General features: G+C 60.8%; 23 protein-coding genes. 19 read left to right on the top strand and 4 right to left on the bottom strand.

The features are described 5' to 3' along the window. Positions 1-230: 230 nt before the first annotated feature. The 19 genes from AC1DY9_RS08250 (at position 231) to AC1DY9_RS08160 (ending at position 21,036) form a co-directional block, all read left to right on the top strand. Entirely contained in the window at positions 231-1,001 is a 771-nt protein-coding gene (locus AC1DY9_RS08250; protein WP_477666258.1) for a GntR family transcriptional regulator, read from the top strand. A gap of 384 nt (positions 1,002-1,385) precedes the next feature. Then, positions 1,386-1,832, top strand: coding sequence for a succinate dehydrogenase, cytochrome b556 subunit (sdhC, locus tag AC1DY9_RS08245; RefSeq protein ID WP_457279334.1), 447 nt, complete (start codon positions 1,386-1,388; stop codon positions 1,830-1,832). Between the two features lie 15 nt (positions 1,833-1,847). Then, positions 1,848-2,213 carry a succinate dehydrogenase, hydrophobic membrane anchor protein gene (gene sdhD, locus AC1DY9_RS08240; protein ID WP_457279335.1) on the top strand — a complete coding sequence of 122 codons (366 nt, stop codon included), beginning with the start codon at positions 1,848-1,850 and terminating at the stop codon, positions 2,211-2,213. Positions 2,214-2,266: 53 nt separating this feature from the next. Then, positions 2,267-4,060 (top strand): succinate dehydrogenase flavoprotein subunit, encoded by a 1,794-nt coding sequence (gene sdhA / locus AC1DY9_RS08235; RefSeq protein ID WP_477666257.1) that lies wholly within the window; start codon positions 2,267-2,269, stop codon positions 4,058-4,060. Between the two features lie 55 nt (positions 4,061-4,115). Beyond that, complete coding sequence (locus tag AC1DY9_RS08230) at positions 4,116-4,820, top strand: succinate dehydrogenase iron-sulfur subunit (RefSeq protein ID WP_122955671.1); 705 nt, start codon at positions 4,116-4,118, stop codon at positions 4,818-4,820. Between the two features lie 189 nt (positions 4,821-5,009). Then, a complete protein-coding gene (locus tag AC1DY9_RS08225) occupies positions 5,010-5,339 on the top strand; it encodes an FAD assembly factor SdhE (RefSeq protein WP_457279337.1) in 330 nt (109 codons plus the stop codon). 27 nt (positions 5,340-5,366) lie between these two features. Continuing rightward, a complete protein-coding gene (gene gltA / locus AC1DY9_RS08220) occupies positions 5,367-6,677 on the top strand; it encodes a citrate synthase (RefSeq protein ID WP_457279338.1) in 1,311 nt (436 codons plus the stop codon). Positions 6,678-6,947: 270 nt separating this feature from the next. Continuing rightward, complete coding sequence (locus tag AC1DY9_RS08215; protein ID WP_477666256.1) at positions 6,948-7,925, top strand: LysR family transcriptional regulator; 978 nt, start codon at positions 6,948-6,950, stop codon at positions 7,923-7,925. Between the two features lie 45 nt (positions 7,926-7,970). Further along, positions 7,971-9,392, top strand: a complete 1,422-nt coding sequence (gene leuC / locus AC1DY9_RS08210; protein ID WP_457279340.1) for a 3-isopropylmalate dehydratase large subunit — start codon at positions 7,971-7,973, stop codon at positions 9,390-9,392. 11 nt (positions 9,393-9,403) lie between these two features. Then, complete coding sequence (gene leuD / locus AC1DY9_RS08205) at positions 9,404-10,054, top strand: 3-isopropylmalate dehydratase small subunit (RefSeq protein ID WP_477666255.1); 651 nt, start codon at positions 9,404-9,406, stop codon at positions 10,052-10,054. Between the two features lie 68 nt (positions 10,055-10,122). After that, entirely contained in the window at positions 10,123-11,193 is a 1,071-nt protein-coding gene (gene leuB, locus AC1DY9_RS08200) for a 3-isopropylmalate dehydrogenase (RefSeq protein ID WP_477666254.1), read from the top strand. A gap of 282 nt (positions 11,194-11,475) precedes the next feature. After that, positions 11,476-12,615: an aspartate-semialdehyde dehydrogenase gene (asd, locus tag AC1DY9_RS08195; RefSeq protein WP_457279344.1), complete on the top strand. Its 1,140-nt coding sequence runs from the start codon at positions 11,476-11,478 to the stop codon at positions 12,613-12,615. 253 nt (positions 12,616-12,868) lie between these two features. After that, positions 12,869-15,610 (top strand): FimV/HubP family polar landmark protein, encoded by a 2,742-nt coding sequence (locus tag AC1DY9_RS08190; protein ID WP_477666253.1) that lies wholly within the window; start codon positions 12,869-12,871, stop codon positions 15,608-15,610. 49 nt (positions 15,611-15,659) lie between these two features. Beyond that, positions 15,660-16,454 (top strand): tRNA pseudouridine(38-40) synthase TruA, encoded by a 795-nt coding sequence (gene truA / locus AC1DY9_RS08185; protein ID WP_457279346.1) that lies wholly within the window; start codon positions 15,660-15,662, stop codon positions 16,452-16,454. After that, on the top strand, positions 16,451-17,176 hold the full coding sequence (locus AC1DY9_RS08180) for a phosphoribosylanthranilate isomerase (RefSeq protein WP_457279347.1): 726 nt from the start codon (positions 16,451-16,453) through the stop codon (positions 17,174-17,176). The genes truA and AC1DY9_RS08180 overlap by 4 nt, the downstream gene beginning before the upstream one ends. Beyond that, positions 17,154-18,455: a tryptophan synthase subunit beta gene (trpB, locus tag AC1DY9_RS08175; RefSeq protein WP_457279348.1), complete on the top strand. Its 1,302-nt coding sequence runs from the start codon at positions 17,154-17,156 to the stop codon at positions 18,453-18,455. The genes AC1DY9_RS08180 and trpB overlap by 23 nt, the downstream gene beginning before the upstream one ends. Continuing rightward, a complete protein-coding gene (gene trpA / locus AC1DY9_RS08170; protein WP_457279349.1) occupies positions 18,452-19,270 on the top strand; it encodes a tryptophan synthase subunit alpha in 819 nt (272 codons plus the stop codon). Before trpB ends, trpA begins: the two co-directional genes overlap by 4 nt. A gap of 110 nt (positions 19,271-19,380) precedes the next feature. Further along, positions 19,381-20,253, top strand: a complete 873-nt coding sequence (gene accD, locus AC1DY9_RS08165; protein WP_457279350.1) for an acetyl-CoA carboxylase, carboxyltransferase subunit beta — start codon at positions 19,381-19,383, stop codon at positions 20,251-20,253. A 120-nt stretch (positions 20,254-20,373) separates the two neighbouring features. Then, positions 20,374-21,036: an LON peptidase substrate-binding domain-containing protein gene (locus tag AC1DY9_RS08160; protein WP_457279351.1), complete on the top strand. Its 663-nt coding sequence runs from the start codon at positions 20,374-20,376 to the stop codon at positions 21,034-21,036. 17 nt (positions 21,037-21,053) lie between these two features. On the opposite strand, the gene AC1DY9_RS08155 is transcribed toward AC1DY9_RS08160, so the two are convergent. The 4 genes from AC1DY9_RS08155 to neuC are packed head-to-tail and all read right to left on the bottom strand — an operon-like array spanning position 21,054 to position 26,143. Continuing rightward, the gene (locus AC1DY9_RS08155; RefSeq protein ID WP_457279352.1) at positions 21,054-22,862 is read right to left on the bottom strand and encodes a polysaccharide biosynthesis protein; all 1,809 of its coding nucleotides are present in this window, start codon (positions 22,860-22,862) and stop codon (positions 21,054-21,056) included. Then, positions 22,849-24,354, bottom strand: a complete 1,506-nt coding sequence (locus AC1DY9_RS08150; RefSeq protein WP_477666252.1) for a DegT/DnrJ/EryC1/StrS family aminotransferase — start codon at positions 24,352-24,354, stop codon at positions 22,849-22,851. The genes AC1DY9_RS08155 and AC1DY9_RS08150 overlap by 14 nt, the downstream gene beginning before the upstream one ends. After that, complete coding sequence (locus AC1DY9_RS08145; protein WP_457279354.1) at positions 24,351-24,989, bottom strand: acetyltransferase; 639 nt, start codon at positions 24,987-24,989, stop codon at positions 24,351-24,353. The genes AC1DY9_RS08150 and AC1DY9_RS08145 overlap by 4 nt, the downstream gene beginning before the upstream one ends. Before the next feature lie 20 nt (positions 24,990-25,009). Then, complete coding sequence (gene neuC / locus AC1DY9_RS08140; RefSeq protein ID WP_477666392.1) at positions 25,010-26,143, bottom strand: UDP-N-acetylglucosamine 2-epimerase; 1,134 nt, start codon at positions 26,141-26,143, stop codon at positions 25,010-25,012.

Raw genomic sequence — 26,143 nt, 5'->3', positions numbered from 1 at the left:
AGGAAGTTGAAAATCGGTTGAGATGAGGGATGTGGTGTGAGATGTCTGGCGCGACCCTGGAATATCTGGAAGTGATTACTGACGGGTCTTATGCTTTTACCCGTCAAAATCACCGCAAAACGGCAGGCCGCGCGCTGGCTCAGCCAAAGATTTTACGCTTGAAAAGCAGCGGGCGTCAATTTGTCTTATGTCTTATATAAGATATGATACGGCCAGCCAGAATCCAACCCATGACCGCCATTCCCGCCCTACCCGCCGATGACTTTCCAGGTGCCACGCCGGCGTTCAGTCCGCTGTACCAGCAGATCAAGGCCCTGATCCTGCAAAGCCTGCAATCAGGCGAATGGAAACCGGGCGAAGCCATCCCTTCCGAGATGGACCTGGCAGCGCGTTACCGCGTCAGCCAGGGCACGGTGCGTAAGGCCATCGACGAGCTGGCCACCGACAACCTGGTGGTCCGCCGCCAGGGCAAGGGCACCTTTGTCGCCACCCACGCCGAGCAACATGTCCAGTTCCGCTTTCTCAAGCTGGTCCCCGACAGCGGCACGCCGGGCAGCGAAGGCCCGGCCCAACGCGACATCATCGACTGCCGGCGCGTGCGCGCCAGCGCCGAGATTGCACGCACGCTGGCCTTGCGCACCGGGGACGCCGTGCTGCAGGCCCGACGCGTGCTGAGCTTTGCCGGCACACCCACCATTCTTGAAGACATCTGGCTTCCTGCCGCACCCTTCAAGGGCCTGACAGCCGAGCGGCTGGCCGACTACCACGGCCCCATGTATGCGTTGTTTGAGACCGAATTCAACGTGCGGATGGTTCGCGCCGAAGAAAAAATACGCGCTGAAGCAGCCGCTGACGGGCGCGAGCTGCTATTAAAAGTAGAGCACGGAGCACCGCTTTTGAGCGTGGAGCGCATCGCCTACACCTACAACGATGCCCCCATGGAGCTGCGCCGCGGCTACTACCGCACCGACACACATCACTATCACAACACACTGAACTGAACAGCGGCAGCAGGCTCAAGGGCAACAGAAAACCCTGCCAGGCTAACCTGCCGCAGCATGGCCGCGAGAGCCCGCCGGTGCAACCCATAACGACATGACTGACGATGAAAACCCTTCAAGCCATGACACCAACGAGGCGTCAGCAGCGATATATGCGCGCCGCTGAATTGCCGTCCGGATGGGGTGATTTGTAATCGTCATGTCAGTTACGACGACCTTCGCGCAGCAATTGCGAACTGTTGCGCAGCCAAACGCACTTTTCCCGACAAAAATTTCCGGCCATCACCCGAAGCAGCCGGGATTGTTGCTGCATTGCAATAGAATTTCGGGTTGAGCCGCTTTGGCAGTTACAAAGCCGTTACTCAAAAACACAGAAAGCCAAGTATGTCCGAATCAGCGACAACCGTAGCGAAGAAGCGGCCCGAGTTCCGCAACATCAACGCTCTGACCGACCTCCCCTCCTATCGCCTCCCCCTCGCAGGCATTGTCTCCATCCTTCACCGTATCAGCGGGTTCATCATGTTTTTGCTGATGCCCTTCATCATCTGGATGTTCGACACTTCGATCTCCTCTGAAATCTCGTTCGAGAAATTCAAGGGGGCCTTCAATGTTGGCATGCTGGGCCTTCCCGGCATCATCTGGAAACTGGTGGCGCTGGCCCTGATCTGGGCTTACCTGCACCATTTCATCGCCGGCCTGCGCCACTTGTGGATGGACGTGAGCCACGCCGCCGTCAGCAAGGAATTCGGCAAATCATCCGCCCTCTTCACACTGGCTGTGAGCATAGGCATCTCAATCGTGCTGGCACTCAAGCTCTTCGGCGCGTACTAATCAAGGAGCACAAAAATGGCAGTTAACTACGGCTCCAAGCGCATCGTTGTCGGTGCCCACTATGGTTTGCGCGACTGGCTCGCGCAGCGCATCACGGCCGCGCTGATGGCCCTCTTCACCGTGCTGGTCCTGGCCCAGGTCATCTTCAGCAAAGGCCCCATCGGCTACGACAAATGGGCCGGCATTTTCTCGTCCCAATGGATGAAGACGCTGACGTTTGTGGTCATCGTTGCCCTGCTGTTGCACGTGTGGGTCGGCATGCGCGACATCTGGATGGACTACGTCAAACCAGCCTCCATCAAGCTGGTTCTGAATGTTTTCACGATTGTCTGGCTGGTGGCCTGCGCCGGCTGGGGCATCCAGGTCCTGTGGCGCCTTTAAGCCCTCGCTGACCCCACAGACCCGACAAGAAGACCGACACCCCCACAAAAATCATGACAGCAACATCCAAACTCCCCAAGCGCAAATTTGACGTCGTCATCGTCGGTGCCGGCGGCTCCGGCATGCGCGCATCGCTGCAGCTGGCACGCGCCGGCCTCAACGTGGCCGTGCTTTCCAAAGTGTTCCCCACCCGCTCGCACACCGTTGCAGCCCAGGGCGGCATCGGCGCATCGCTCGGCAACATGAGCGAAGACAACTGGCACTACCACTTCTATGACACCGTCAAGGGCTCCGACTGGCTCGGCGACCAGGATGCCATTGAATACATGTGCCGCGAAGCTCCCAAGGTCGTGTACGACCTCGAGCACATGGGCATGCCTTTCGACCGCAACCCCGACGGCACGATTTACCAGCGCCCCTTCGGCGGCCACACCGCCAACTACGGCGAAAAGCCCGTGCAGCGCGCCTGCGCCGCAGCCGACCGCACCGGCCACGCCATGCTGCACACGCTGTACCAGCAAAACGTCAAGGAAAAAACCAGCTTTTTCGTCGAGTGGATGGCGCTGGACCTGATTCGCGATTCGGCTGGTGATGTCGTGGGCGTGACCGCCCTCGAAATGGAAACCGGCGATGTTCATATCTTTGAAGCCAAGACCACGCTGCTGGCCACCGGCGGCGCAGGGCGCATTTTTGCCGCATCAACCAACGCCTTCATCAACACCGGCGACGGCCTGGGCATGGCGGCGCGCGCCGGCATCCCGCTCGAGGACATGGAGTTCTGGCAATTTCACCCCACCGGCGTGGCCGGCGCCGGCGTGCTGCTGACCGAAGGCTGCCGCGGCGAAGGCGCAATTCTGCGCAACAGCAACGGCGAGCGTTTCATGGAGCGTTATGCGCCCACGCTGAAAGACCTGGCGCCGCGCGACTTCGTCTCGCGCTCCATGGACCAGGAAATCAAGGAAGGCCGCGGCTGCGGCCCCAACAAGGACTACATCCTGCTGGACATGACCCACCTGGGCGTGGACGCCATCATGAAGCGCCTGCCTTCGGTGTTCGAGATCGGCCACAACTTCGCCAACGTCGATATCACCAAGGAACCGATTCCCGTGGTGCCCACCATCCACTACCAGATGGGCGGCATCCCGACCAACATCCATGGCCAGGTTGTCACGCAGGACGCCAGCAACCAGAGCCAGGTGGTCAACGGCCTGTACGCGGTGGGCGAATGCTCCTGCGTCAGCGTGCACGGCGCCAACCGCCTGGGCACCAACTCGCTGCTCGACCTGCTGGTGTTCGGCAAGGCCGCCGGCAACCACATCGTCGAGTTCGCCAAGACCACCACGCACAAACCGCTGCCGGCGGATGCCGCCGACAAGACCCTGGCCCGCATCGCGCGCCTGGACAACGCAACCGACGGCGAATACGCGCAAGACGTGGCCAACGACCTGCGCGCCGCCATGCAGCAGCATGCCGGCGTGTTCCGCACACAGGCCATCATGAACGAAGGCGTGACGAAAATCGCCGCGCTGCGCGCCCGCGTCAACAGCATCGGCCTCAAGGACAAGTCGAAAATTTTCAACACCGCGCGCATCGAAGCGCTGGAAGTGGAAAACCTGATCGAAGCAGCGCAGGCCACCATCGTGTCCGCCGCGGCCCGCCAGGAAAGCCGCGGCGCGCACTCTGTCGACGACTACGGCGACACGCCCGCGCACCCGAACGGCCGCAACGACACCGACTGGCACAAGCACACGCTCTGGTACAGCGAAGGCAGCCGCCTGGCCTACAAGCCGGTGCAGATGAAGCCCCTGACCGTCGAGTCCGTGCCACTAAAGACGCGCACGTTCTAAAACAAGACGACAAACAGACAGACGGCCCTGCGACCCCACAAGAAGCGAGAACCCCATGACCAAACGTACCTTCAAGATCTACCGCTACGACCCGGACACCGATGCCAAGCCCTACATGCAGACCATCGAGGTAGAGCTCGACGGCCACGAGCGCATGCTGCTGGACGCGCTGATGAAGCTGAAGGCGCAGGACCCGACCATCAGCTTTCGCCGCTCGTGCCGCGAAGGCGTTTGCGGCTCCGATGCGATGAACATCAACGGCAAGAACGGCCTGGCGTGCCTGACCAACATGCGCACGCTGCCCGAGGTCATCATCCTCAAGCCCCTGCCGGGCCTGCCCGTGGTGCGCGACCTGATCGTCGACATGACGCAGTTCTTCAAGCAGTACAACTCGATCAAGCCCTACCTGATCAACGATAACGTGCCGCCCGAAAAAGAGCGCCTGCAGAGCCCCGAGGAGCGTGATGAGCTCAACGGCCTCTACGAGTGCATTTTGTGCGCCAGCTGCTCCACCTCCTGCCCCAGCTTCTGGTGGAACCCCGACAAGTTCGTCGGCCCGGCCGGCCTGCTGCAAGCCTACCGCTTCATCGCCGACAGCCGCGACGAAGCCACCGCCGAGCGCCTGGACAACCTGGAAGACCCGTACCGCCTGTTCCGCTGCCACACCATCATGAACTGCGTCGACGTCTGCCCCAAGGGCCTGAACCCGACCAAGGCGATTGGCAAGATCAAGGAAATGATGGTTCTCAGGACAGTTTGAAAATATGGCCCCCACGCTCGTCACTTCGTGTACTTCGCTGCCCCCCGAGGGGGCGCGTTTCGCCTTGGGGCGGCCCGGCGGCGTGACCATGGCCCCCACGCTCGTCACTTCGTGTACTTCGCTGCCCCCCGAGGGGGCGCGTTTCGCCTTGGGGCGGCCCGGCGGCGAAACCTCCACGGTCTGAACGATATGGAAACCGCCGACGCCCTGCTGGACGAGCGAGCCCTGAGCAAGCTCAAGTGGCGTTGCCGGCGCGGCCTGCTGGAAAACGATTTGCTGATTGAGCGCTTCTTTTTGGCGCACGAAGCGACGCTAACCGTCAGGCAGGCTAAAGGGTTAAATGATTTAATGGATTTGTCCGACAACGATTTGCTGGACCTGCTGTTAAAACGAAAAGTTGCCAGCCAGCTGCCCGATGAAGCGGCCAAGGCAAGCGCCTCTACTTCTGAAGCCCATGAAGTTTTAAAGTTGCTGCAGCCTGCAGCGCCGGCCCCTGATTACGCGTCCGTCCTCCATTGACACTGATACGAAAGAAAGAAGCACGAAATGAAGCTAGCTGACAACAAAGCCACCCTGTCCTTCAGCAACGGCAGCCCCAGCATCGAGTTGCCGGTCTACCAGGGCAGCGTTGGTCCGGACGTCGTTGATATCCGCAAGCTGTATGCCCAGACCGGCATGTTCACCTATGACCCCGGTTTCCTGTCGACCGCTGCCTGCCAGTCGGCCATCACTTACATCGACGGCGACAAGGGCGAGCTGCTGTACCGCGGCTACCCCATCGAGCAGTTGGCCACCAACTGCGATTACATGGAAACCTGCAACCTGCTGCTGTACGGAGAGCTGCCCAATACCGAGCAGAAAATAGACTTCGTCAGCCGCGTGACCAACCACACCATGGTCAACGAACAGATGCAGTTTTTCCTGCGCGGTTTCCGCCGTGACGCGCACCCGATGGCCATCATGACCGGCCTGGTCGGCGCCCTGTCGGCCTTCTACCATGACAGCACCGACATCACCAATCCCGAGCACCGCGATATCTCCGCCATCCGCCTGATCGCCAAGATGCCGACGCTGGTCGCCATGGCTTACAAGTACACCGTGGGCCAGCCCTACATGTACCCCAAGAACAACCTGAGCTATGCCGGCAACTTCCTGCACATGATGTTCGCCACGCCGTGCGAAGAGTACAAGGTCAACCCGGTGCTAGAACGCGCGCTGGACCGCATCTTCATCCTGCACGCAGACCATGAGCAAAACGCCTCGACCTCCACGGTGCGCCTGTGCGGTTCGTCCGGCACCAACCCATTTGCAGCGATTGCTGCCGGCGTGGCTTGCCTCTGGGGCCCGGCACACGGCGGCGCCAACGAAGCGGCACTCAACATGCTGGGCGACATCCAGAAAGCCGGCGGCATCGAGAAAATCGGTGACTTCATCAAGCAGGTCAAGGACAAGAACTCCGGCGTCAAGCTGATGGGTTTTGGCCACCGCGTCTACAAGAACTACGACCCGCGCGCCAAGCTGATGCAGGAAACCTGCAAGGAAGTGCTCAAGGAAATGGGCCTGGAAAACGACCCGCTGTTCAAGCTCGCCATGGCGCTGGAAAAGATTGCCCTGGAAGACGAATACTTCGTGTCGCGCAAGCTCTACCCCAACGTCGACTTCTACTCCGGCATCGTGCAGCGCGCCATCGGCATCCCGGTGCCGCTGTTCACGGCGATCTTCGCGCTGGCCCGCACCGTCGGCTGGATCGCCCAGCTCAACGAAATGATCGGCGACCCCGAGTACAAGATCGGCCGTCCACGCCAGTTGTTCACCGGCTCCACGACCCGTCAGGTGTTGCCGCTGGCCAAGCGCTAAGCCACCTCGCGTTGACACAAAGCCCGCCCGTGGCAACACCGGCGGGCTTTTTTATGCCCCAAGGCCCTGCAGCTGCCTGCTACGTTTTTGATAGCTGCTTTCGCTCGTCCCTATTAGTCTAGAGCCTCAAAACATCTAAAATTCTGGTGGTCCGAGGCCGAAAACGCCTATTGGCAAGCAGGGCATCGCGTAATGCGATGACAAAACATCAATCGTGGTAGCAAAATAGCGTTTCACCATCGTCTAACACGATGACGCCACGCCCATGCCATGAAAAGCTCCGAACGCAACTTTGCCCGCCGCATTGACCTGACCTCGCTTCAGCTCTTTGTGGCCGTGTGCGAGCTCGGCAGCATCGGCAAGGCGGCTGAGCGCGAATTCATTGCCGCCTCGGCCGTGAGCAAACGCCTCTCCGACCTCGAAATCACGCTGGACACACCGCTGCTGTACCGCCACACCCGCGGGGTCGATTTGACGCCCGCCGGCGAAAGCCTGCTGCACCATGCGCGCTCGGTGCTGTTCAGCCTGGAGAAGATGCAGAGCGAGCTCAGCGAATACGCCGACGGCGTGCGCGGCCATGTGCGCGTGCACGCCAGCATATCGGCCATCGTGCAGTTTTTGCCGGAAGACCTGGGCGCGTTCACCCGCGAGCATTCGGGCATCAAGATCGATCTGGAAGAGCACCTGAGCACCGAGGTGGTCCGGGCGGTGCAGGAAGGCGCGGCCGATCTGGGCATCTGCAACACCGCCGACGGCGCGGGTGACCTGCAGGTACTGCCCTACCGCACCGATAAATTAGTGTTGATTGTGCCCAGAGGCCACGCCCTGTTTGCGCAAGGCGCTMTCAAATTTGAAGCAGCACTGGACTACGACCAGGTCGGCCTGCACTCCAACAGCTCGATTTACCTGGCCATGCGCGAGGCGGCCGCCCGGCTGGGCCGCACCATCAAGCTGCGCATCCATGTCACCGGCCTGGACGCCATGTGCCGCATGATCCACAACGGCCTGGGCGTCGGCGTGATGCCGCAGCGCGCTTTTGAGCTCATGCACGGCGTCGGCGAGCTGGAGTCCATACCCCTGCTGGACGCCTGGGCCGAGCGCCAGATCCAGCTGGTGGCGCGAGACTTTTCCACCCTGCCCCTGACGGCGCGGCTGCTGGTGGAGCACCTCACACAGCCCGCCGAACCGCACGCCAATGCAGCCCGACCCGCCCAAACCGCAGCCATGGCTGCGAGTTCAGCGGCCTAAAATCACCCTCACGACAGACGACAACGAGAGACCACGAAGGAAACCATGGGACGCACCCTCTACGACAAAATCTGGGACGAGCACGTCGTTCATACCGAAGACGACGGCACAGCCATCCTCTACATCGACCGCCACCTGGTGCACGAAGTCACCAGCCCGCAGGCCTTTGAAGGCCTGCGCGAGGCCGGCCGCAAGGTCTGGCGCATCAGCTCCATCGTCGCCACCGCCGACCACAACACGCCGACCACCGGCTGGGAACTGGGCTACGACGGCATCACCGACCTGGTGAGCAAGGAACAGATCACCACGCTGGACAGCAACATCAAGGAATTCGGCGCGGCCGCCTTCTTCCCCTTCCTCTCCAAGCGCCAGGGCATCGTGCATGTCATCGGCCCCGAAAGCGGCGCCACGCTGCCCGGCATGACGGTGGTCTGCGGCGACTCGCACACCTCCACGCACGGCGCTTTCGGCGCGCTGGCGCACGGCATCGGCACCAGCGAGGTCGAGCACGTGATGGCGACGCAAACCCTGCTGGCCAAAAAAGCCAAAAACATGCTCGTGAAGGTTGAAGGCAAGCTCGCCCCCGGCCTGACGGGCAAGGACATCGTGCTGGCCATCATCGGCAAGATCGGCACGGCAGGCGGCACGGGTTACACCATTGAATTCGCCGGATCGGCGATTCGTGCGCTCAGCATGGAAGGCCGCATGACGGTCTGCAACATGGCAATTGAAGCCGGCGCCCGCGCCGGCCTGGTGGCGGTCGACCAGAAAACCATTGATTACGTCAAAGGCCGCTTGCTCTCGCCCACCGGCGTCGAATGGGATATGGCCGCCAAATACTGGAACACGCTGCACTCGGATGCTGACGCGAAGTTCGACGCCGTCGTCGAGCTCGACGCCAGCCAGATCCTGCCGCAAGTCACCTGGGGCACTTCGCCCGAAATGGTGCTGTCCATCGACGACCGCGTGCCCGACCCCGACAAGGAAAAAGACGCCAACAAGCGCGATGCCATCGAACGCGCGTTGAAGTACATGGGCCTGGAGCCCGGCAAGGCGCTGAACGACCTGTACATCGACAAGGTGTTCATCGGTTCCTGCACCAACAGCCGCATCGAGGACATGCGCGAGGCAGCCGCCGTCATCAAAAAGATCGGCCAGAAGGTTGCCAAGAACGTCAAGCTCGCGCTGGTGGTACCGGGCTCCGGCCTGGTCAAGGAACAGGCCGAGCGCGAAGGCCTGGACAAGATTTTTGTGGCCGCCGGCTTTGAATGGCGCGAACCAGGCTGCTCGATGTGCCTGGCCATGAACGCCGACCGGCTGGAGCCAGGCGAGCGTTGCGCATCGACATCCAACCGCAACTTCGAAGGCCGGCAAGGCGCTGGCGGGCGTACGCATTTGGTCAGCCCGGCCATGGCCGCGGCGGCGGCAGTGCACGGTCACTTCGTTGACATCAGAAAATTCTCTTAAAGAGCCGCACCATGCAGAAATTCACCGTACACAAGGGCCTGGTCGCCCCGATGGACCGCGAGAACGTCGACACCGACGCCATCATCCCCAAGCAGTTCCTCAAGTCCATCCGCAAGACCGGCTTCGGCCCCAACCTGTTTGACGAATGGCGCTACCTGGATGCGGGCTTTCCCGGCCAGGACCCGGCCAGCCGCAAGCCCAACCCGGACTTCGTGCTGAACCAGCCACGCTACGCCGGCGCCTCCATCCTGCTGGCTCGCAAGAACTTCGGTTGCGGCTCCTCGCGTGAACATGCGCCCYGGGCGCTGGACCAATACGGCTTTCGCACGATCATCGCGCCCAGCTATGCCGACATCTTCTTCAACAACAGCTTCAAGAACGGCTTGCTGCCCATCGTGCTGCCCGAGGCGCAGGTGGCCCAGCTGTTCGACGAAGCGCTGGCCTTCCCCGGCTACCAGCTCACGGTCGACCTGGAGCGCCAGGTGATCGTCAAGCCGCAGGGCGAAGAGCTGCCTTTCGACGTGCAGGCTTTCCGCAAGTACTGCCTGCTCAACGGCCTGGACGACATTGGCCTGACCTTGCGCCAGAGCGACAAGATCAAGGCCTTTGAAGCCGAGCGCCTGGCAACCAAACCGTGGCTGAACCACACGGTGGCAGGCTAAATTAACAACCAAATCGCGCTCTAGACCAATAGGGACGGGCGCAAGAAGCTATAAAAAAGATAGTAAAAATGAAAATCGCAATTCTCCCGGGTGACGGCATCGGCACCGAAATCGTCGCAGAAGCCGTCAAGGTCTTGAAGGCGCTTGACCTGAAGTTTGAAACCGAAAGTGCACTGGTCGGAGGCGCAGCCTATGAGGCCCATGGCCATCCGCTACCCGAACCTACGCTGAAGCTCGCCAAGGAAGCCGACGCCGTACTGTTCGGCGCGGTCGGCGACTGGAAATACGACTCGCTGGACCGCCCGTTGCGGCCCGAGCAGGCCATCCTGGGCCTGCGCAAGAATCTCGGCCTCTTTGCCAACTTCCGCCCCGCCATTTGCTATGCGCAGCTGGTGGACGCCTCTAGCCTCAAGCGCGAACTGGTGTCCGGCCTGGACATCCTCATCATCCGCGAGCTGACCGGCGACATCTACTTCGGCCAGCCGCGCGGCCGCCGCGTTTCGCCTGATGGCCACTTCCCCGGCTCGGAAGAGGCCTTTGACACGATGCGCTATTCGCGCCCCGAGATCGAACGCATCGCCCACGTGGCCTTCCAGGCGGCCCGCAAGCGTGACAAGCGCGTCACCAGCGTCGACAAGGCCAACGTGCTGGAAACCTTCCAGCTCTGGAAAGACGTGGTCACCGAAGTCGGCAAGCAGTATCCCGACGTCGCGCTGGACCACATGTATGTCGACAACGCCGCCATGCAGCTGGTGAAGGCACCGAAGAAGTTCGACGTGGTCGTCACCGGCAACATGTTCGGCGACATCCTGTCTGATGCCGCCGCCATGCTCACCGGCTCCATCGGCATGCTGCCTTCGGCCAGTCTGAACGACAAAAACCAGGGCCTGTACGAACCCAGCCACGGCAGCGCACCCGACATCGCCGGCAAGGGCGTGGCCAATCCGCTGGCCACCATCCTGAGCGCGGCCATGATGCTGCGCTTCAGCCTGAACCAGCCCGAGGCCGCCGCCCGCATCGAAAAAGCCGTGGACGCCGTGCTGAGCCAGGGCCTGCGCACGCCTGACATCTATAGCGAAGGCACGACGAAGGTCGGCACGGTGGAGATGGGCAACGCAGTCGTAAAAGCGCTGACCTGACGTTTTTTTACCGCAAATCGCCTCAAACCAAGGGTAAAAAACGGGTTTGAGGCGGCTGCCAGCCCCGATAAAGCCAAGCCTGGCTACAATTAACACCATGCGCAAAAACCCCGCACTCACCCGCTTTATCGCCGCTACGCGCGCGATCGGCGCTGCGCCGGTTTTTGCCCAGATCACCAAAACGACCACCATTAAAGGCTAGCAAGCCTGGTTCGTCGTGCCCTGCCGGCTCGATGAGCCGGGCCAAAAAGCCTTATTTTTGACTTTTTGAAGGGCAACGCAATGAAACTCAAAGGCAATCTCACGGGACTCGTCGGCTGGCGCGGCATGGTCGGCTCCGTCCTGATCGACCGCATGCAGGCTGAAGGCGACTTCGACCTGATCGAGCCGGTTTTCTTCTCGACCTCGAACGCCGGCGGCAAAGCCCCGGCCCAGGCCAAAAACGAAACTACCCTGAAGAACGCCTTTGACATTGAAGCGTTGAAGAAGTGCGACATCATCATCACGGCACAGGGCGGCGACTACACCACTGAAGTCTTCCCCAAGCTGCGCGCCGCCGGCTGGACGGGCCACTGGATTGACGCGGCCTCCACGCTGCGCATGAACGACGATGCCATCATCATCCTGGATCCGGTTAACCTCCCGGTCATCCAGAACGCCATGGCCAAGGGCGGCAAGAACTGGATTGGCGGCAACTGCACGGTGAGCTGCATGCTGATGGGCGTGGGTGCGCTGTACAAGGCCGGCCTCGTCGAATGGATGACCAGCATGACCTACCAGGCGGCGTCCGGCGGCGGCGCCCAGCACATGCGCGAGCTGCTGACGCAATATGGCACGCTCAATAGCGAAGTCCGCGCCTTGCTGGACGATCCCAAATCAGCCATCCTGGAAATCGACCGCCGCGTGCTGGCCAAACAGCAATCACTGAATAGCGATGAGACGGCCAATTTCGGCGTGCCGCTGGGTGGCTCGCTGATCCCCTGGATCGACAAGGACCTGGGTAACGGCATGAGCAAGGAAGAATGGAAGGGCGGCGCGGAAACCAACAAGATCCTGGGCCAGGGCGCTGGCTTCGGCACGGCTGAAACGCCGGTCGACGGCTTCTGCGTGCGCATAGGCGCGATGCGCTGCCACAGTCAGGCCCTGACCTTCAAGCTGAAGAAGGACGTTCCGCTGGCCGATATCGAGGCCATGATCGCTGCCGACAACGAATGGGTCAAAGTTGTGCCCAACACGCGTGAGGCCTCGATCAAGGACCTCACACCAGTCGCCGTGACGGGCACCATGCAGATTCCGGTGGGTCGCCTGCGCAAACTGGCCATGGGCCCCGACTACCTCGGTGCCTTCACCGTGGGCGATCAGTTGCTCTGGGGTGCGGCCGAACCGCTGCGCCGCATGCTCCGTATACTGCTTCAGGGGTGAATAATTCGGGGTAAGCGGTTGCCAACATGCGGCCGCTCATCCGTAACCACTTGTTTCCGTGCGTTGTCGTCTGACAACATCCTGAACATGTAAGTTGATGCTAACTCGATGTGTCAAAACTTAAGTGGTGTCTTAGCTTGTCAGCCTAATGCCTTGATGTTAAGGTTGTTTTTCGAAAATTCGCATCGAGGTTTTTGTGCGCTTAAGCAGAATAAAGTTACATGCAGACCGAGCACTGGAGGCTCCCAACCCCATGAATAAACGCGGTCGTTGGCGTATTGGCGCCCTGGCGAGTGCCATTGCATTGCTGGGCAGCCTGGCAAGTCTTGAAGCCCATGCGCTCGCGCTGGGCCGGATCACCGTTCAATCGGCACTGGGTGAACCCCTTCGCGCCGAAATCGAGATCACGGACCTCAAGCCCGATGAAGCAGCCAGCCTTCGGGCCGGTGTTGCACCGGCAGAAGCCTTCAGGGCAGCAGGCATGGAATACGGCACGGTGGTCACCGGCGTCGAAGTCAGCCTGCAACGTCGGACGGACGGACGGGCTTTCCTTCGATTGAGCAGCAACCGCCCCGTTACCGAGCCTTTCGTGGACCTCATCCTGGAGGCCAATTGGTCGAACGGGCGAATTACACGCGACTACACCATGCTGTTTGACCCGCCGGCCCTGCGGTCCGGCAGTAGCGGCACAGCAGTTGCGCCAACTGCACCTGTGCTGTCACGCCCCGGTTCGCCCAATGCCGCGCCGCCCTCCAAAGGCATCGCGTCCATCCCCTATTCCCCGTCAGGCCCCGGCTCCAGTGCCACCAGGCCCGCCCCCGTAGCCAAGGCACCTGCGGCAAAGGCGGAAAAAGCCCCTGCTGGCGACACGCAGGTCACCGTCAAATCCGGTGACACCGCAGGCAAAATCGCTGCCCAGAACAAGCCGTCCAGCATTTCACTGGACCAGATGCTGGTCGCCTTGCTCCGAAGCAACCCGGATGCCTTCATCGGCGGCAACGTCAACCGCATCAAGTCCGGCGCCGTGCTGGACATTCCGACCGCKGAATCGGCCGGTGCTGTCTCCCCCGGCGAAGCTACCCAGACCATCGTCGCGCAAAGCAAGGACTTCAACACTTTCCGCCGAAAACTCGCAGAAGGCGTGCCGGCGGCACAGGTAGCCGGTGCCGACCGCCAGGCCGGCGGCAAGGTGGAGGCCAAGGTGGAAGACCGGGCGCCTGCCAGCACCACCCCCGACAAGCTCACCCTGTCCAAGGGAGCCGTCAAGGGCAAGGCAGCGACAGCCGCCGAAGAAAAGATTGCCAAGGAACGGCAAGCCAAAGAAGCCTCGACACGGGTTGCGGAGCTGTCCAAAAATATCAACGAGCTCAACAAACTCGGAAGCGGTCCGGCAGCGGCACCCGCAGCCAGCGCGGCCAAAACGCCAGGTGTGGCTGTTCCAGCCCCGTCCAGCGTCACGGTGCCCGCGGCGGCTCCGGCAGCTTCGGCGCCTTCCATCGCCGCATCATCGGCAACCTCCGCCAAAGCAGCCGCTACAACCACACAGGCGGCCAGCGCAGCAGCAGTTGCCGGCACGACACCTGCGGTTGCCATGGCACCCGCCTCTGCGGCCTCAGCGACGGCCGCAAGCGCCGAGCCGCTTGTAGCGGCTTCACAACCAGCCCCCGCGGCCAGTGAGCCCGCTGCTCCGGTCGCAGCCGCTCCAGTAGTGCCCAAAAAGCCGGTCGTTGCGCCACCGCCGCCGCCGCCTGAACCCAGCCTGCTAGACGAACTGATGGAGAACCCCCTGGTATTGCCGGGCGTAGGCCTTCTGGTCGCGTTGCTCGCCGGATTCGGCTTTTACCGGTACCGCCAGCGCGCAGGCGGGGCCCAGGTTGACAGCTCTTTCCTTGAAAGCAGGTTGCAGCCCGATTCTTTTTTCGGCGCCAGCGGCGGCCAAAGAATTGACACGAATGAAGGCAACGCCACGGGCTCGTCCCTGGTGTATTCGCCCAGTCAATTGGACGCCGCTGGCGACGTAGACCCCGTAGCCGAAGCCGACGTGTACCTGGCATATGGACGCGACCTGCAAGCTGAGGAAATCCTCAAGGAGGCGATGCGCACCAGCCCCATGCGCGTGGCAATTCACGCCAAGCTGATGGAAATCTATGCCAAACGCCGCGACAGCAAGGCATTTGAGACCGTCGCCATCGAAGCCTTCAACCTGACCCACGGCAATGGCCCGGAATGGGCGTACATCACCGAGATGGGCCGAGAGCTCGACCCTTCGAACCCGATGTACCAGCCTGGCGGACAGCCCGCCGGCACAGCCTCTGCCGCCGGGACATCGGCGTTCAGCCCGGGCGGTACCGTGGCCATGGTGGCTCAACCGGTCAATGTCCCTGCGCCAACCCCGGCCGTGGACGTTGATCTTGACCTGGATTTCTCACTCGGTGATGAGCCTGATACAGCCACAACCCCTGCGGCAATATCGGCACCCGTTGCACCAAAACCAGTTGCCCCGCCCGTTACCAAGAAACCGGAACCCGCCGCCCTGAACATGGATTTCAGCAGCGCAACGGTTGCCATGCCTGCGGCCAAGCCACCGGCACCTGCTGCGGCCAAACCCGCCGAAGCGGCACCCGAGATTTCCTTTCTGTCCGAAGGCCTGAATTTTGAACCCGAGCCGTTCGTCCCGCCAGCCAAACCGGTTCCGCCGGTCAAGGCCGCTCCGGCTCCGGCCCCGGCCCCGGCAGTAGCCGACAGCGGCATGCTGGAATTCGACCTGGGCTCGCTTTCACTTGACCTCAATGGCCCAACAACGGAGAGTCCCGCTCCTGAGTTTGAAGTATCTTCTTCGTCGGATGACCCGCTTGAAACCAAGTTCATGCTGGCCGAAGAGTTCCGCTCACTGGGTGACACCGACGGTGCCCGCTCGCTGGCCGAAGAAGTGCTGGCAGAAGCCAGCGGCCCGTTGAAAGTCAAGGCGCAGGCGTTCCTGAACGCCTTGGCGTGAGCGCAGCCTGAACGCACCGCGTTCACTGCGCACCGGCCGGGGTTCAACCGTGAGGATTGCCCTCGGCGTCAGCTACAGCGGAAGTGCCTACGAGGGCTGGCAAAGCCAGCTCTCGGGCAATACCGTGCAGGACAAGCTGGAGCTGGCCTTGGCCAAGTTTGCCGCCCAGCCGATTCGTACCCTCTGCTGCGGGCGCACCGACGCTGGCGTGCATGCGCTGATGCAGGTCGTGCACTTTGACACGCCCCTGCAGCGCGATATCGCCTCATGGGTGCGCGGCACCAACACCTTTTTGCCCGGTGACATCGCGGTGCAATGGGCGCGCGAGGTCCCCGATGAATTCCATTGCCGCGGCAGCGCCATCGCACGCAGGTACGCCTACGTGGTGCTGGAATCGCCGGTACGGCCCAGCGTGGAGGCTGGGCGTGTCGGCTGGGTTTACCGGCCTCTGGACGGCGCTGCGATGCGACAGGCCGTCACGCACCTCATTGGCGAGCACGATTTCAGCTCTTTCCGGGCCGCGCAGTGCCAGGCCAAGTCCCCCGTCAAAACGATCAGCCGGATCGACATCTCCGAGCGTGCCGGTACGGGCTCCAAATACTGGCGCTTCGAGTTCGAGGCCAACGCCTTTTTGCACCACATGATTCGCAACATCATGGGCTGCCTGGTGGCTGTCGGCCAAGGCAACTACCCGCCAGGCTGGCTGGCCGAGGTAAGGGATGCGCGCAGCCGCGACGCCGCCGCGCCCACTTTTTCACCCGATGGGTTGTACTTCTTGGGACCGGTTTATGAAGACCACTATGGCCTCCCAAGTCGCACAGCGGCCTATGATTGGCTTCCATGACGCCCGCCACCCGCACCCGAATCAAGATCTGCGGCCTCACCCGCGAGGAAGACGTGGACGCGGCCGTGGCTGCCGGAGCCGATGCAATCGGGTTTGTAATGTACGAGGCCAGCCCGCGCTATGTGACAGCCGAACGCGCCGCCGAACTGGCTCGCCGCCTGCCTCCTTTCGTGACGCCGGTGCTGCTTTTCGTCAATGCTCCCGCTATAAAAATCATAGCTGCTTGCGCAGGCCTACCAACGGCTTTACTGCAATTTCACGGTGACGAAACACCGGAAACCTGCCTGGAAGCCGGGCGCCCGTTCATGCGTGCCGCACGCATTCCACTTGGTGAAAAAACCACTGAAAGCACGCCTGGAACCTCCGGCGGCTTTGATCTCGTAAAATACGCACAAGACTTCAAGGCCGCACAAGCCATCCTGCTCGACGCTCATGTCGAAGGTTATGGTGGCGGCGGGAAAACATTCAATTGGTCACTTCTTCCTCCAAACGTCAGCGCTCACCTCGTTTTGTCTGGTGGATTGACGCCTGCAAACGTGATCGATGGCATTTTGCAAGTCAGGCCGCGTTGCACAACGCTGGCCGTTGATGTCAGTTCGGGCGTCGAGATTTCCAAGGGAATCAAAAGCGCCGACAAGATCAACCAGTTTGTCGCGGCCGTTCGTGCCGCCGACGAGCTACTTGCAAAGAGTCTTAACCATGTACGAGTACCACCAGCCTGACGTTTCAGGCCATTTCGGAATTTACGGCGGCAGTTTTGTTTCTGAAACACTGACCCACGCCATCAATGAGCTGAAAGACGCTTACGCCAAATACCAGCACGACCCGGAGTTCCTCGCCGAATTCCACTCCGAGCTGGCGCATTTTGTAGGTCGCCCTTCCCCGATCTACCATGCCGCACGCATGAGCCGTGAGCAGGGCGGCGCGCAGATTTACCTCAAGCGCGAAGACCTCAACCACACCGGCGCGCACAAGATCAACAACACCATAGGCCAGGCCATGCTGGCGCGCCGCATGGGCAAGCCGCGCGTCATCGCCGAAACCGGCGCCGGCCAGCACGGTGTGGCCACGGCCACCATCTGCGCCCGCTACGGCCTGGAATGCGTGGTCTACATGGGCAGCGAAGATGTCAAGCGCCAAAGCCCCAATGTCTACCGCATGAACCTCCTGGGCGCCACCGTGGTGCCGGTCGAAAGCGGCAGCAAGACGCTCAAAGACGCGCTCAACGAAGCCATGCGTGACTGGGTTGCCAACGTCGACAACACCTTCTACATCATCGGTACGGTGGCGGGGCCCCACCCCTACCCCATGATGGTCCGCGACTTCCAGAGCGTGATCGGCACCGAATGCCTGCAGCAGATGCCGGAGTTCATTGGCACGAAGCAACCCGACGCGGTGATTGCCTGTGTGGGCGGCGGCAGCAACGCCATGGGCATCTTCCACCCCTATATCCAGCATGCCGAAACCCGCTTGATCGGCGTCGAGGCCGCCGGTGAAGGCCTGGACAGCGGCAAGCACTCGGCGTCGCTGCAGCGCGGCCTGCCCGGCGTGCTGCACGGCAACCGCACCTATGTGCTGCAAAACGACGACGGCCAGGTCACCGAAACGCACAGCATCAGCGCGGGCCTCGACTACCCCGGCGTCGGCCCCGAGCACGCCTTCCTCAAGGACATCGGCCGTGCTGAATACGTCGGCATCACCGACACCGAAGCGCTGCAAGCCTTTCACTATCTGTGCCGCACTGAAGGCATCATCCCGGCGCTTGAATCCAGCCATGCCGTGGCCTGCGCCATGAAGATGGCGCGCACCATGCGCTCTGACCAAAGCCTGCTCGTCAACCTGTCTGGCCGCGGCGACAAGGACATCGGCACCGTAGCCGACCTTTCCGGCGCGGAGTTTTACGACCGGCCTTCGATGCGCGGCCTCTCCGTCAAGGGCGGCGCGGCCTCGGCAGCGTCGTTCGACGCCAGCGGCGCCAAGGGAAGCGGGGTGCAGTCATGAGCCGCATTGCAACCACCTTCTCCACGCTGAAAAACCAGGGCCGCAAGGCCTTGATTCCGTACGTCACGGCGGGTTTTCCGTTTGCCGACGTCACCCCCGAGCTGATGCACAGCATGGTGGCCGGCGGCGCCGACGTGATCGAGCTGGGCGTGCCCTTTTCCGACCCCAGCGCCGATGGCCCCGTGATTCAGAAAGCCGGTGAAAAGGCCTTGTCCCTGGGCATCGGCCTGGCACAGGTGCTGGAGATGGTGCGCCAATTCCGCACCAAAGACAGCGCCACCCCCGTCGTTTTGATGGGCTACGCCAACCCTGTCGAGCGCTACGACATCAAGCACGGCGGCAGCAAAACCGAAAGTGCGTTCATCCGCGACGCCGCACAAGCTGGCGTGGATGGCGTGCTGATCGTGGACTACCCGCCTGAAGAGTGCGTGGAGTTTGCCGCCCGGCTGCGCGCCCACGGCATGGACCTGATCTTTCTGCTGGCCCCCACCAGCACCGACGCACGCATGGCCCAGGTGGCGCAAGTCGCCAGCGGCTATGTCTACTACGTCTCGCTCAAGGGCGTGACGGGCGCCGGCACCCTGGACGTGGACGCGGTGGAGGCCATGCTGCCGCGCATCCGCAAGCATGTGAACGTGCCCGTCGGCGTGGGCTTCGGTATTCGCGACGCCGCCACTGCCAAGGCCATCGGCAAGGTGGCCGACGCAGTGGTGATCGGCAGCAAGATCATCCAGCTGATTGAAAACCAGCCGCGCGACAAGGTGGCAGCGGTGGCGCATGACTTTTTGAAAGAAATCCGTACTGCTTTAGGCTGACTTTTCATGCTGCTTTTGCCGGGCAAAACATCGGAAAAACCGGCGCATAATTGCGCTTTTCGCCCGGCAAATGCCTCCGGATGCCGCCCGACACTCTAAGGACTAACTCGATGTCTTGGTTAGAAAAACTCCTCCCTCCCAAAATCAGCCCCACCGACCCGACCGAGCGCCGCAGCGTGCCCGAAGGCCTGTGGATCAAGTGCCCGAGCTGCGAAGCTGTGCTCTACAAGACCGACCTGGAAAAAAACCAGAATGTCTGCCCGCAGTGCAGCCACCACCACCGCATAGGCGCACGCGCCCGCCTGGACGCCTTTCTGGACCCCGAAGGCCGTTATGAGCTTGGCCAGGAAGTGCTGCCCGTCGACGCCCTCAAATTCAAGGACAGCCGCAAGTACCCCGAACGCCTGAAGGAAGCCCTGGAAAACACCCAGGAAACCGACGCCCTGGTCGTGATGGGCGGAGCCGTACACAGCATCGGCGTGGTGGTGGCCTGCTTTGAATTCGACTTCATGGGCGGCAGCATGGGCAGCGTGGTGGGCGAGCGCTTTGTGCGCGGCGTGCATGCGGCCATCGAGCAAAAAGTGCCCTTCATCTGCTTTACCGCCACCGGCGGCGCACGCATGCAGGAAGGCCTGCTAAGCCTGATGCAAATGGCCAAAACCAATGCATCGCTGACCCGCCTGGCCAAAAAAGGACTGCCCTACATCAGCGTGCTGACCGACCCGACCATGGGCGGTGTGAGCGCCGGCTTTGCTTTCGTGGGTGACATCGTGATCGCCGAGCCCAAGGCCCTGATCGGTTTTGCCGGCCCGCGTGTCATTGAGTCCACCGTACGCGTCACGCTGCCTGAAGGCTTTCAGCGCGCCGAGTTTTTGCAGACCAAAGGCGCAGTTGACCTGATCTGCGACCGCAGGGAACTGCGCAAGACCGTGGCCAATTCCCTGGCCATGCTGCTGCGCCAACCGGCTGATGCCGTCAGTTGAGAACCCGGCAAGCTCCCCTCGAAAAGCCCCTGAAGCAAAGCGTATTAGACGTACGAGAAGCTCACCGCACGGGTCACATGGGATGATGTGGTTCACGGCACTCCAAAGCACGATGAGACCATGCCAGAAGCCTTGACGCTGAGCTCCCTCCCCCTCTTCCCGCTGGGCGCGGTGCTATACCCGGGCGGCGTGCTGCCGCTGCGCATTTTTGAGGTCCGCTACCTCGACATGATCGGAAAATGCCACAAGGCCGGCGCGCCTTTCGGCGTTGTCTCGCTCACCGAAGGCTCCGAGGTGCGCCGGCCCGCCGATGCCGGCACACCCACGAGCGACGGCTTTGCAAACGAGGCCTTCAGCACCGTGGGCACCCTGGCCACCATCACTGAGTTTTCAATCCCCCAGCCGGGCCTGATGGTCGTACGCTGCACCGGTGCACAGCGCTTTGAAATCACCCGCCGTGAAAAACTCAGGCATGGCCTGTGGATTGCCGACGTCACCCGACTGGAAGACGACCAACCGGTGGAAATTCCGGTTGACCTGCAGGCCACGGCCAATGCGCTAGGCAAGCTGATCAAAAGCCTGCAGGAACGCGAGGTGCCGCAGGCACAAATGCCGCTATTGGCACCCTACAGGCTGAACGACTGCGGATGGGTCGCCAACCGCTGGTGCGAACTGTTACCGATGCCGCTGGAATTGAAGCAGCGCCTGATGCAACTGGACAACCCATTGATGCGGCTGGAACTGGTCGGCGACATTCTGGAACGTACAGGAATTTCGCTGTAAACAAGGAACCGGCCAAATCAGATCCGGGATTTGTACTCCGGAACATGACTGGTTAACCAAGCCTTCACGGTTTCGCCGGACGGTGCGGCACCAACAGCGGATATCCAGGCTGTTACATCGTCGATGGCAACGGCCTGATCGCCCGACGATTTGGCCACACGGAGCTTGGGATGGGGAGTGGGCTCCGTGGTTTCGTCATCAGCCATCAATTCTTCAAATAGTTTTTCGCCGGGACGCAAACCGGTGAAAGTGATCGGAATGTCGTGTTCGGATTTACCCGAAAGACGAATCATCATCCGGGCCAGATCCACAATTTTTACAGGCTCACCCATATCGAGCACGTAAATCTGGCCACTGCGCCCCATAAGCCCGGCCTGCAGTACTAATTTGGCGGCCTCCGGAATCGTCATGAAATAGCGCACGATGTCGGGGTGCGTCACAGTGATCGGGCCACCACGCGCAATTTGCTCAGTGAACAAGGGAACCACAGAGCCGCTTGAGCCCAGAACATTTCCGAACCGAACCGACACAAACTGGGTGTCGGTGTACTCGCGCGCAATGCTCTGCACCACGAGTTCCGTCATGCGTTTGGTGGCTCCCATGATATTGGTGGGATTCACTGCCTTGTCAGTGGAGATCAAGACAAACTTCTGGGCACCGCACGCACCGGCCACTTTAGCGGCGTGAATGGTTCCGAGAATATTGGTTCGGACCGCTTCGATTTCGTTATTCAACTCCATCAATGGGACATGTTTGTACGCTGCCGCATGAAAAAACACCGAGGGCTTGTACTGCATTGCGATGGCCTGCAAGCGGGCATGCTCCCTGACATTGGCCGTGTAATAGAGCCCCTGCATCTGCGGATGCGCTTCCCGCAGCTCCTGCTCCAGCTTGTAAATGGCAATCTCCGAGGCGTCCACACAAACCAGCCGGGCGACACCCAATCGCGCAATCTGCCGGCAAAGTTCCGACCCTATAGACCCGCCAGCACCCGATACAAACACGGTTTGCCCCGAAAAAAGCTCCGCCAGTCCCTGCGTGTCCAGTTCCACCGCCTGCCTGCCCAGCAAATCTTCCAGTTCAATTTTCCTCGGACTTGCGCTCTCGGACTGCAACCATTCATCCGGCCTCGGCATGGTTAGCAACGTCAGTCCGGGCGGACTGGACTGCATGAGGACCTCGCGACGCTCCCGAGAGCCCGGCGGACTGGCAATGAGCGCAGTTGATGCCCCCGTAGACGCAGCCATGTCGGCAATTGCAGCCGGAAATCCCAATACCGGTATCTGATGAAGATAACGCCCTTGTTCGGACTCAACGGATGAAGCAATACCCACACAATGCCACTGCCTGGATCCCTTGATCGCACGCAGGGCATCGGCAGCATCATGAAGCGATCCGACAATCAACAAGGCCCGGGATTCGTCCGACGGGCTACCGTGCTCGACAAATGTCCGCCAGGCAGCGCGAGCTCCGCCAAGCAATATCAATGCAACGAGTGGATGCAGCAGGAGGACAGATCGCGGAAAATCCGGATACCGGATCATCAGCACAGCGGCGGCAGCCAACAGTCCACCGAGAAATACCCCCCAAACCAGTTGCCGTAGCTCGGGCAGGCCAATGTACTTCCAGATTTGCCGGTCAACGCGTGCGATGACCAGTCCGGCCGAAGACCCAGCCAACGCCCATGGCATGCTCTGCAGGGCGAGTGCTTCAAACTCTTCAGGAATGTCAAAATTAAACCGCAACCAAAATGCGGCCCACCACCCTAAGCAAACCAGCAAGAGATCTGCAGTCCACAGCGGAACAGTCTCTTTACGCAAGCGCACGACGGCCCTCCATCATGAGCAGGACATGCCGCAAGTGATCAATCACACGATCCTGCTGAGCCGCATCAAGATTGGAGCCCGAAGGCAAACAGATACCGGTCCGGAAAAGACCGGCAGAAATATCGACATCAGGTTCATGCGAAAAATACGGAGCATCCTCAAAGAGTGGCTGCAAGTGCATGGGCTTCCAGACCGGCCTGGCCTCAATCAAATGCCGCTCAAGCGCCTTCATCACCTGGCGGCTCCTCGCTTCGGCATCTGATCCCTGCAAGGTGAAACATGTCAGCCATCGGGTCGAGTGACAGCCTTCCGGCTCTGGCATCCACTGAAGTTGCTGAAAATCCGCCATCGCCTCTACATAACGCTCAAACACGCGCCGACGCTGCGAAACACGTTGTTCCAGCACCCGAAGCTGTCCTCGCCCAATTCCGGCCAGAACATTGCTCATGCGATAGTTAAATCCGATTTCGGTGTGCTCGTAATGAGCAGCGGGCTCACGTGCCTGTGTCGAGAGCTTTCGTGCCCTTGCGATCAGGTCGGGATCGTCAGCCACCAGCATGCCCCCTCCCGATGTCGTGATGATCTTGTTGCCGTTGAACGAATAAACTGCAACTTTTCCAAAAGCCCCACTACTCTTTCCCCTGTAGTGCGCGCCCAGTGACTCAGCCGCGTCCTCAAGTACAGGTACACCATAACGCTCGCAAATCGGAAGCAATGCGTCCATATCGGCGCTTTGGCCATACAAATTGACAAGAATGACGCAAGACGGCATTTTCCGCTCACGCTTGGCCCAGTCAAAAGCGCGTTCAAGAGCAGCTGGCGACATATTCCAACTCTCAGGTTCGGAGTCGATAAAGACCGGTTTTGCCCCGCAATAAACAATTGGATTGCAACTTCCAACGAATGTCAGGGAAGAGCAGAAGACAGTGTCATCGGGTTTCACGCCAAGCAAAATCAACCCAAGATGAATGGCGGCAGTTCCGGAACTGACAGCGGCGGCGTGTCCAACACCGACATGGCTTGCCAGCTCTGCCTCAAAACCGTCTACGTGAGGACCCAGCGGAGCTATCCAGTTGCTCTTGAAGGCATCATCCACAAACAGGGTTTCTTCCTCGCCGAGATGGGGCGACGAAAGCCAGACACGCTGCGATAACTCACGACGAAATATCACATCCAGCAACTTTCCCGCAGCGTCCAGCACTGGCACGTGATCTATCTGGTACTGATCCATTAACTGAAGTACTGCTGCCGCGCTTGCTTCCTCGCCAACTGTAATCGGCGGGGTTTCCGGCAACGTACTCACCGGCATTGAATCCCCAGCGTTGCCAAGAATGGCCCTTCGTAAATCGCCATCCGTCAGCGTACGCGCAAGCGCACCTTTGTTGTCCAGCACGAGCAGGATTCCGCGCCCAGTTTGGTCCATACGCAACAACGCTTCTCGTAACGTAAGACCTGGCGGTACGGTTAAAGCCGTCAGCGTGGCTGGGTTCACTTGATTCTCCTTGCCGGGACACCTGCATAAACACCCGCGTCCACAAGGTTGGCACGCACAACAGCGCCAGCGCCGACAGTAACATCATCCGCAATGACGATACCTGGCAGTACGACTGCACCAGAACCGATCAACACACGTTGCCCGACTTTCACCTCACCCCCAAGAACCGCATTGGGTGCAATGTGGGAAAAGGATCCAACAAGGGCATCGTGATCGACCACGGCACCATGATTGACAATGACACAAACTCCGACCCTTGCGCTCGGTGCTATCACTGCACATGCCGCCGCAAAGCATCCCTCGCCAATAGTACAGAAGGGAGAAACCTGAGCCGCAGGATGAATCAGCGAAGCAAGGCGCGAATATCCCCACAACACGGCCTCGCGTTCGCGCGATAGGTTGTTGCCAATCGCGATGTGGATCAGATATGGGAACACCGCCAAGCCCTGCACACCGAGTAGATCTACGCCAGGCAAAAGTTCGCCATGACAGCGCTGCGGGTCGCGATCCGAGGCCACAATGTGCGTCCAGCGTTTCCCGCGCAGCGCAGCATCGGCCACCACCCGGCCATGACCACCCGCGCCGAAAACAATCAGCGACTCGGGTTTTATGGCTATCGCACGGGAATTCATGGTGTGGCGGCTATATTTACTCAATAGGAATTGATTTTCTCAAGCACTGAACGGTCCAGAGAAAGGTCGACAAGATGGCTCGCAATACGCGGACCCGACAGCCCATCACCATACCTATTGTCACACGGCCATTTTCCGTGCCTCAACGCTTCGGCAATCGCGACAGTGATCGCGCCGGCTTCTACGGGGACATCCTGTACATTGGCATTTCTTTCCCTAAGTCTCTGGCGATCACCGACGTTGACCACCGGTGTACCGAAGGAGGCGGATTCGATAATCCCAGCAGACGAGTTTCCGACCATCACAGCACAATGTCTCATGGCCGCACAAAATAGATTGCGCTTTAAATGACGGAACCGGCGAGACCCGGCGGGAAGTGCCACTTCGTCGAGCGCTTTCAAAATGTCACCGGAGCCGGCATCGGCATTAGGCTCCAACCAGACTACCGGCAGACCTGTCTTACCCAGCGCCTGCAACAGCGCGGTAGTCTGCCCACAAGCATCCCCCGCCTGCTGCACCACTGGGTGAAACACAGCCAGCACGAAGGCCCCTGCCGACAGACCAAGGCTCTCCCGACACGCTTCGGGAGAAATGTCCGCGTCCTGCGCCAAATCATCAAGGCCGGGGGCGCCCGTCACATAAATCCGCTGCTGCGGCTCGCCCATACGAATCAACCGCTCCCGTGACTGCTCGGTGGCTACAAGATGGTAGGTAGCCAGTTTGCTGATTGCGTGCCTGACTGGTTCATCAACCGTACCAGATCGCTCGCCGCCATGAACATGCACACAAACAATTCCCAGATGCAAGGCGGCAATCGCTCCTGCCAACATCTCGCCACGATCACCCAATACGACCAACAGGTCCGGACGTTCACGATCAAGCAGGACGGTCAGTCCCTTGAGGCACTCGGCGATACCGGCAGACATGCTCTGCGGGCTGCGCGTTGAAACATCGACAGGAATCTCCCCACAAATGCGCAGACCGGCATCGCGAATATCTTCAATGGTGTTGCCGTAACGGGCGTCGAGATGCATGCCGGTGACTGCCACACTGAGACCGGCAAGCCGTGCGGTTTCGATCAGCGTACTCCGCATCAAGCCAAAGTCGGCCCGCGTTCCGCTCAGGTAGATGATTTTTCGCCGATATTCGCCCAT

This window comes from Polaromonas sp. P1_F6, assembly GCF_056405695.1.
Note: the sequence above shows the minus strand (reverse complement) of the source record. Positions and strands in the feature narration are given on the sequence as shown.

Coding starts and splice junctions, on each gene's coding strand:
- AC1DY9_RS08250 (WP_477666258.1), top strand. CDS start 231: ATGACCGCCATTCCCGCCCTACCCGCCGATGACTTTCCAGGTGCCACG.
- sdhC (WP_457279334.1), top strand. CDS start 1,386: ATGTCCGAATCAGCGACAACCGTAGCGAAGAAGCGGCCCGAGTTCCGC.
- sdhD (WP_457279335.1), top strand. CDS start 1,848: ATGGCAGTTAACTACGGCTCCAAGCGCATCGTTGTCGGTGCCCACTAT.
- sdhA (WP_477666257.1), top strand. CDS start 2,267: ATGACAGCAACATCCAAACTCCCCAAGCGCAAATTTGACGTCGTCATC.
- AC1DY9_RS08230 (WP_122955671.1), top strand. CDS start 4,116: ATGACCAAACGTACCTTCAAGATCTACCGCTACGACCCGGACACCGAT.
- AC1DY9_RS08225 (WP_457279337.1), top strand. CDS start 5,010: ATGGAAACCGCCGACGCCCTGCTGGACGAGCGAGCCCTGAGCAAGCTC.
- gltA (WP_457279338.1), top strand. CDS start 5,367: ATGAAGCTAGCTGACAACAAAGCCACCCTGTCCTTCAGCAACGGCAGC.
- leuC (WP_457279340.1), top strand. CDS start 7,971: ATGGGACGCACCCTCTACGACAAAATCTGGGACGAGCACGTCGTTCAT.
- leuB (WP_477666254.1), top strand. CDS start 10,123: ATGAAAATCGCAATTCTCCCGGGTGACGGCATCGGCACCGAAATCGTC.
- asd (WP_457279344.1), top strand. CDS start 11,476: ATGAAACTCAAAGGCAATCTCACGGGACTCGTCGGCTGGCGCGGCATG.
- AC1DY9_RS08180 (WP_457279347.1), top strand. CDS start 16,451: ATGACGCCCGCCACCCGCACCCGAATCAAGATCTGCGGCCTCACCCGC.
- trpB (WP_457279348.1), top strand. CDS start 17,154: ATGTACGAGTACCACCAGCCTGACGTTTCAGGCCATTTCGGAATTTAC.
- trpA (WP_457279349.1), top strand. CDS start 18,452: ATGAGCCGCATTGCAACCACCTTCTCCACGCTGAAAAACCAGGGCCGC.
- accD (WP_457279350.1), top strand. CDS start 19,381: ATGTCTTGGTTAGAAAAACTCCTCCCTCCCAAAATCAGCCCCACCGAC.
- AC1DY9_RS08160 (WP_457279351.1), top strand. CDS start 20,374: ATGCCAGAAGCCTTGACGCTGAGCTCCCTCCCCCTCTTCCCGCTGGGC.
- AC1DY9_RS08145 (WP_457279354.1), bottom strand. CDS start 24,989: ATGAATTCCCGTGCGATAGCCATAAAACCCGAGTCGCTGATTGTTTTC.
- neuC (WP_477666392.1), bottom strand. CDS start 26,143: ATGGGCGAATATCGGCGAAAAATCATCTACCTGAGCGGAACGCGGGCC.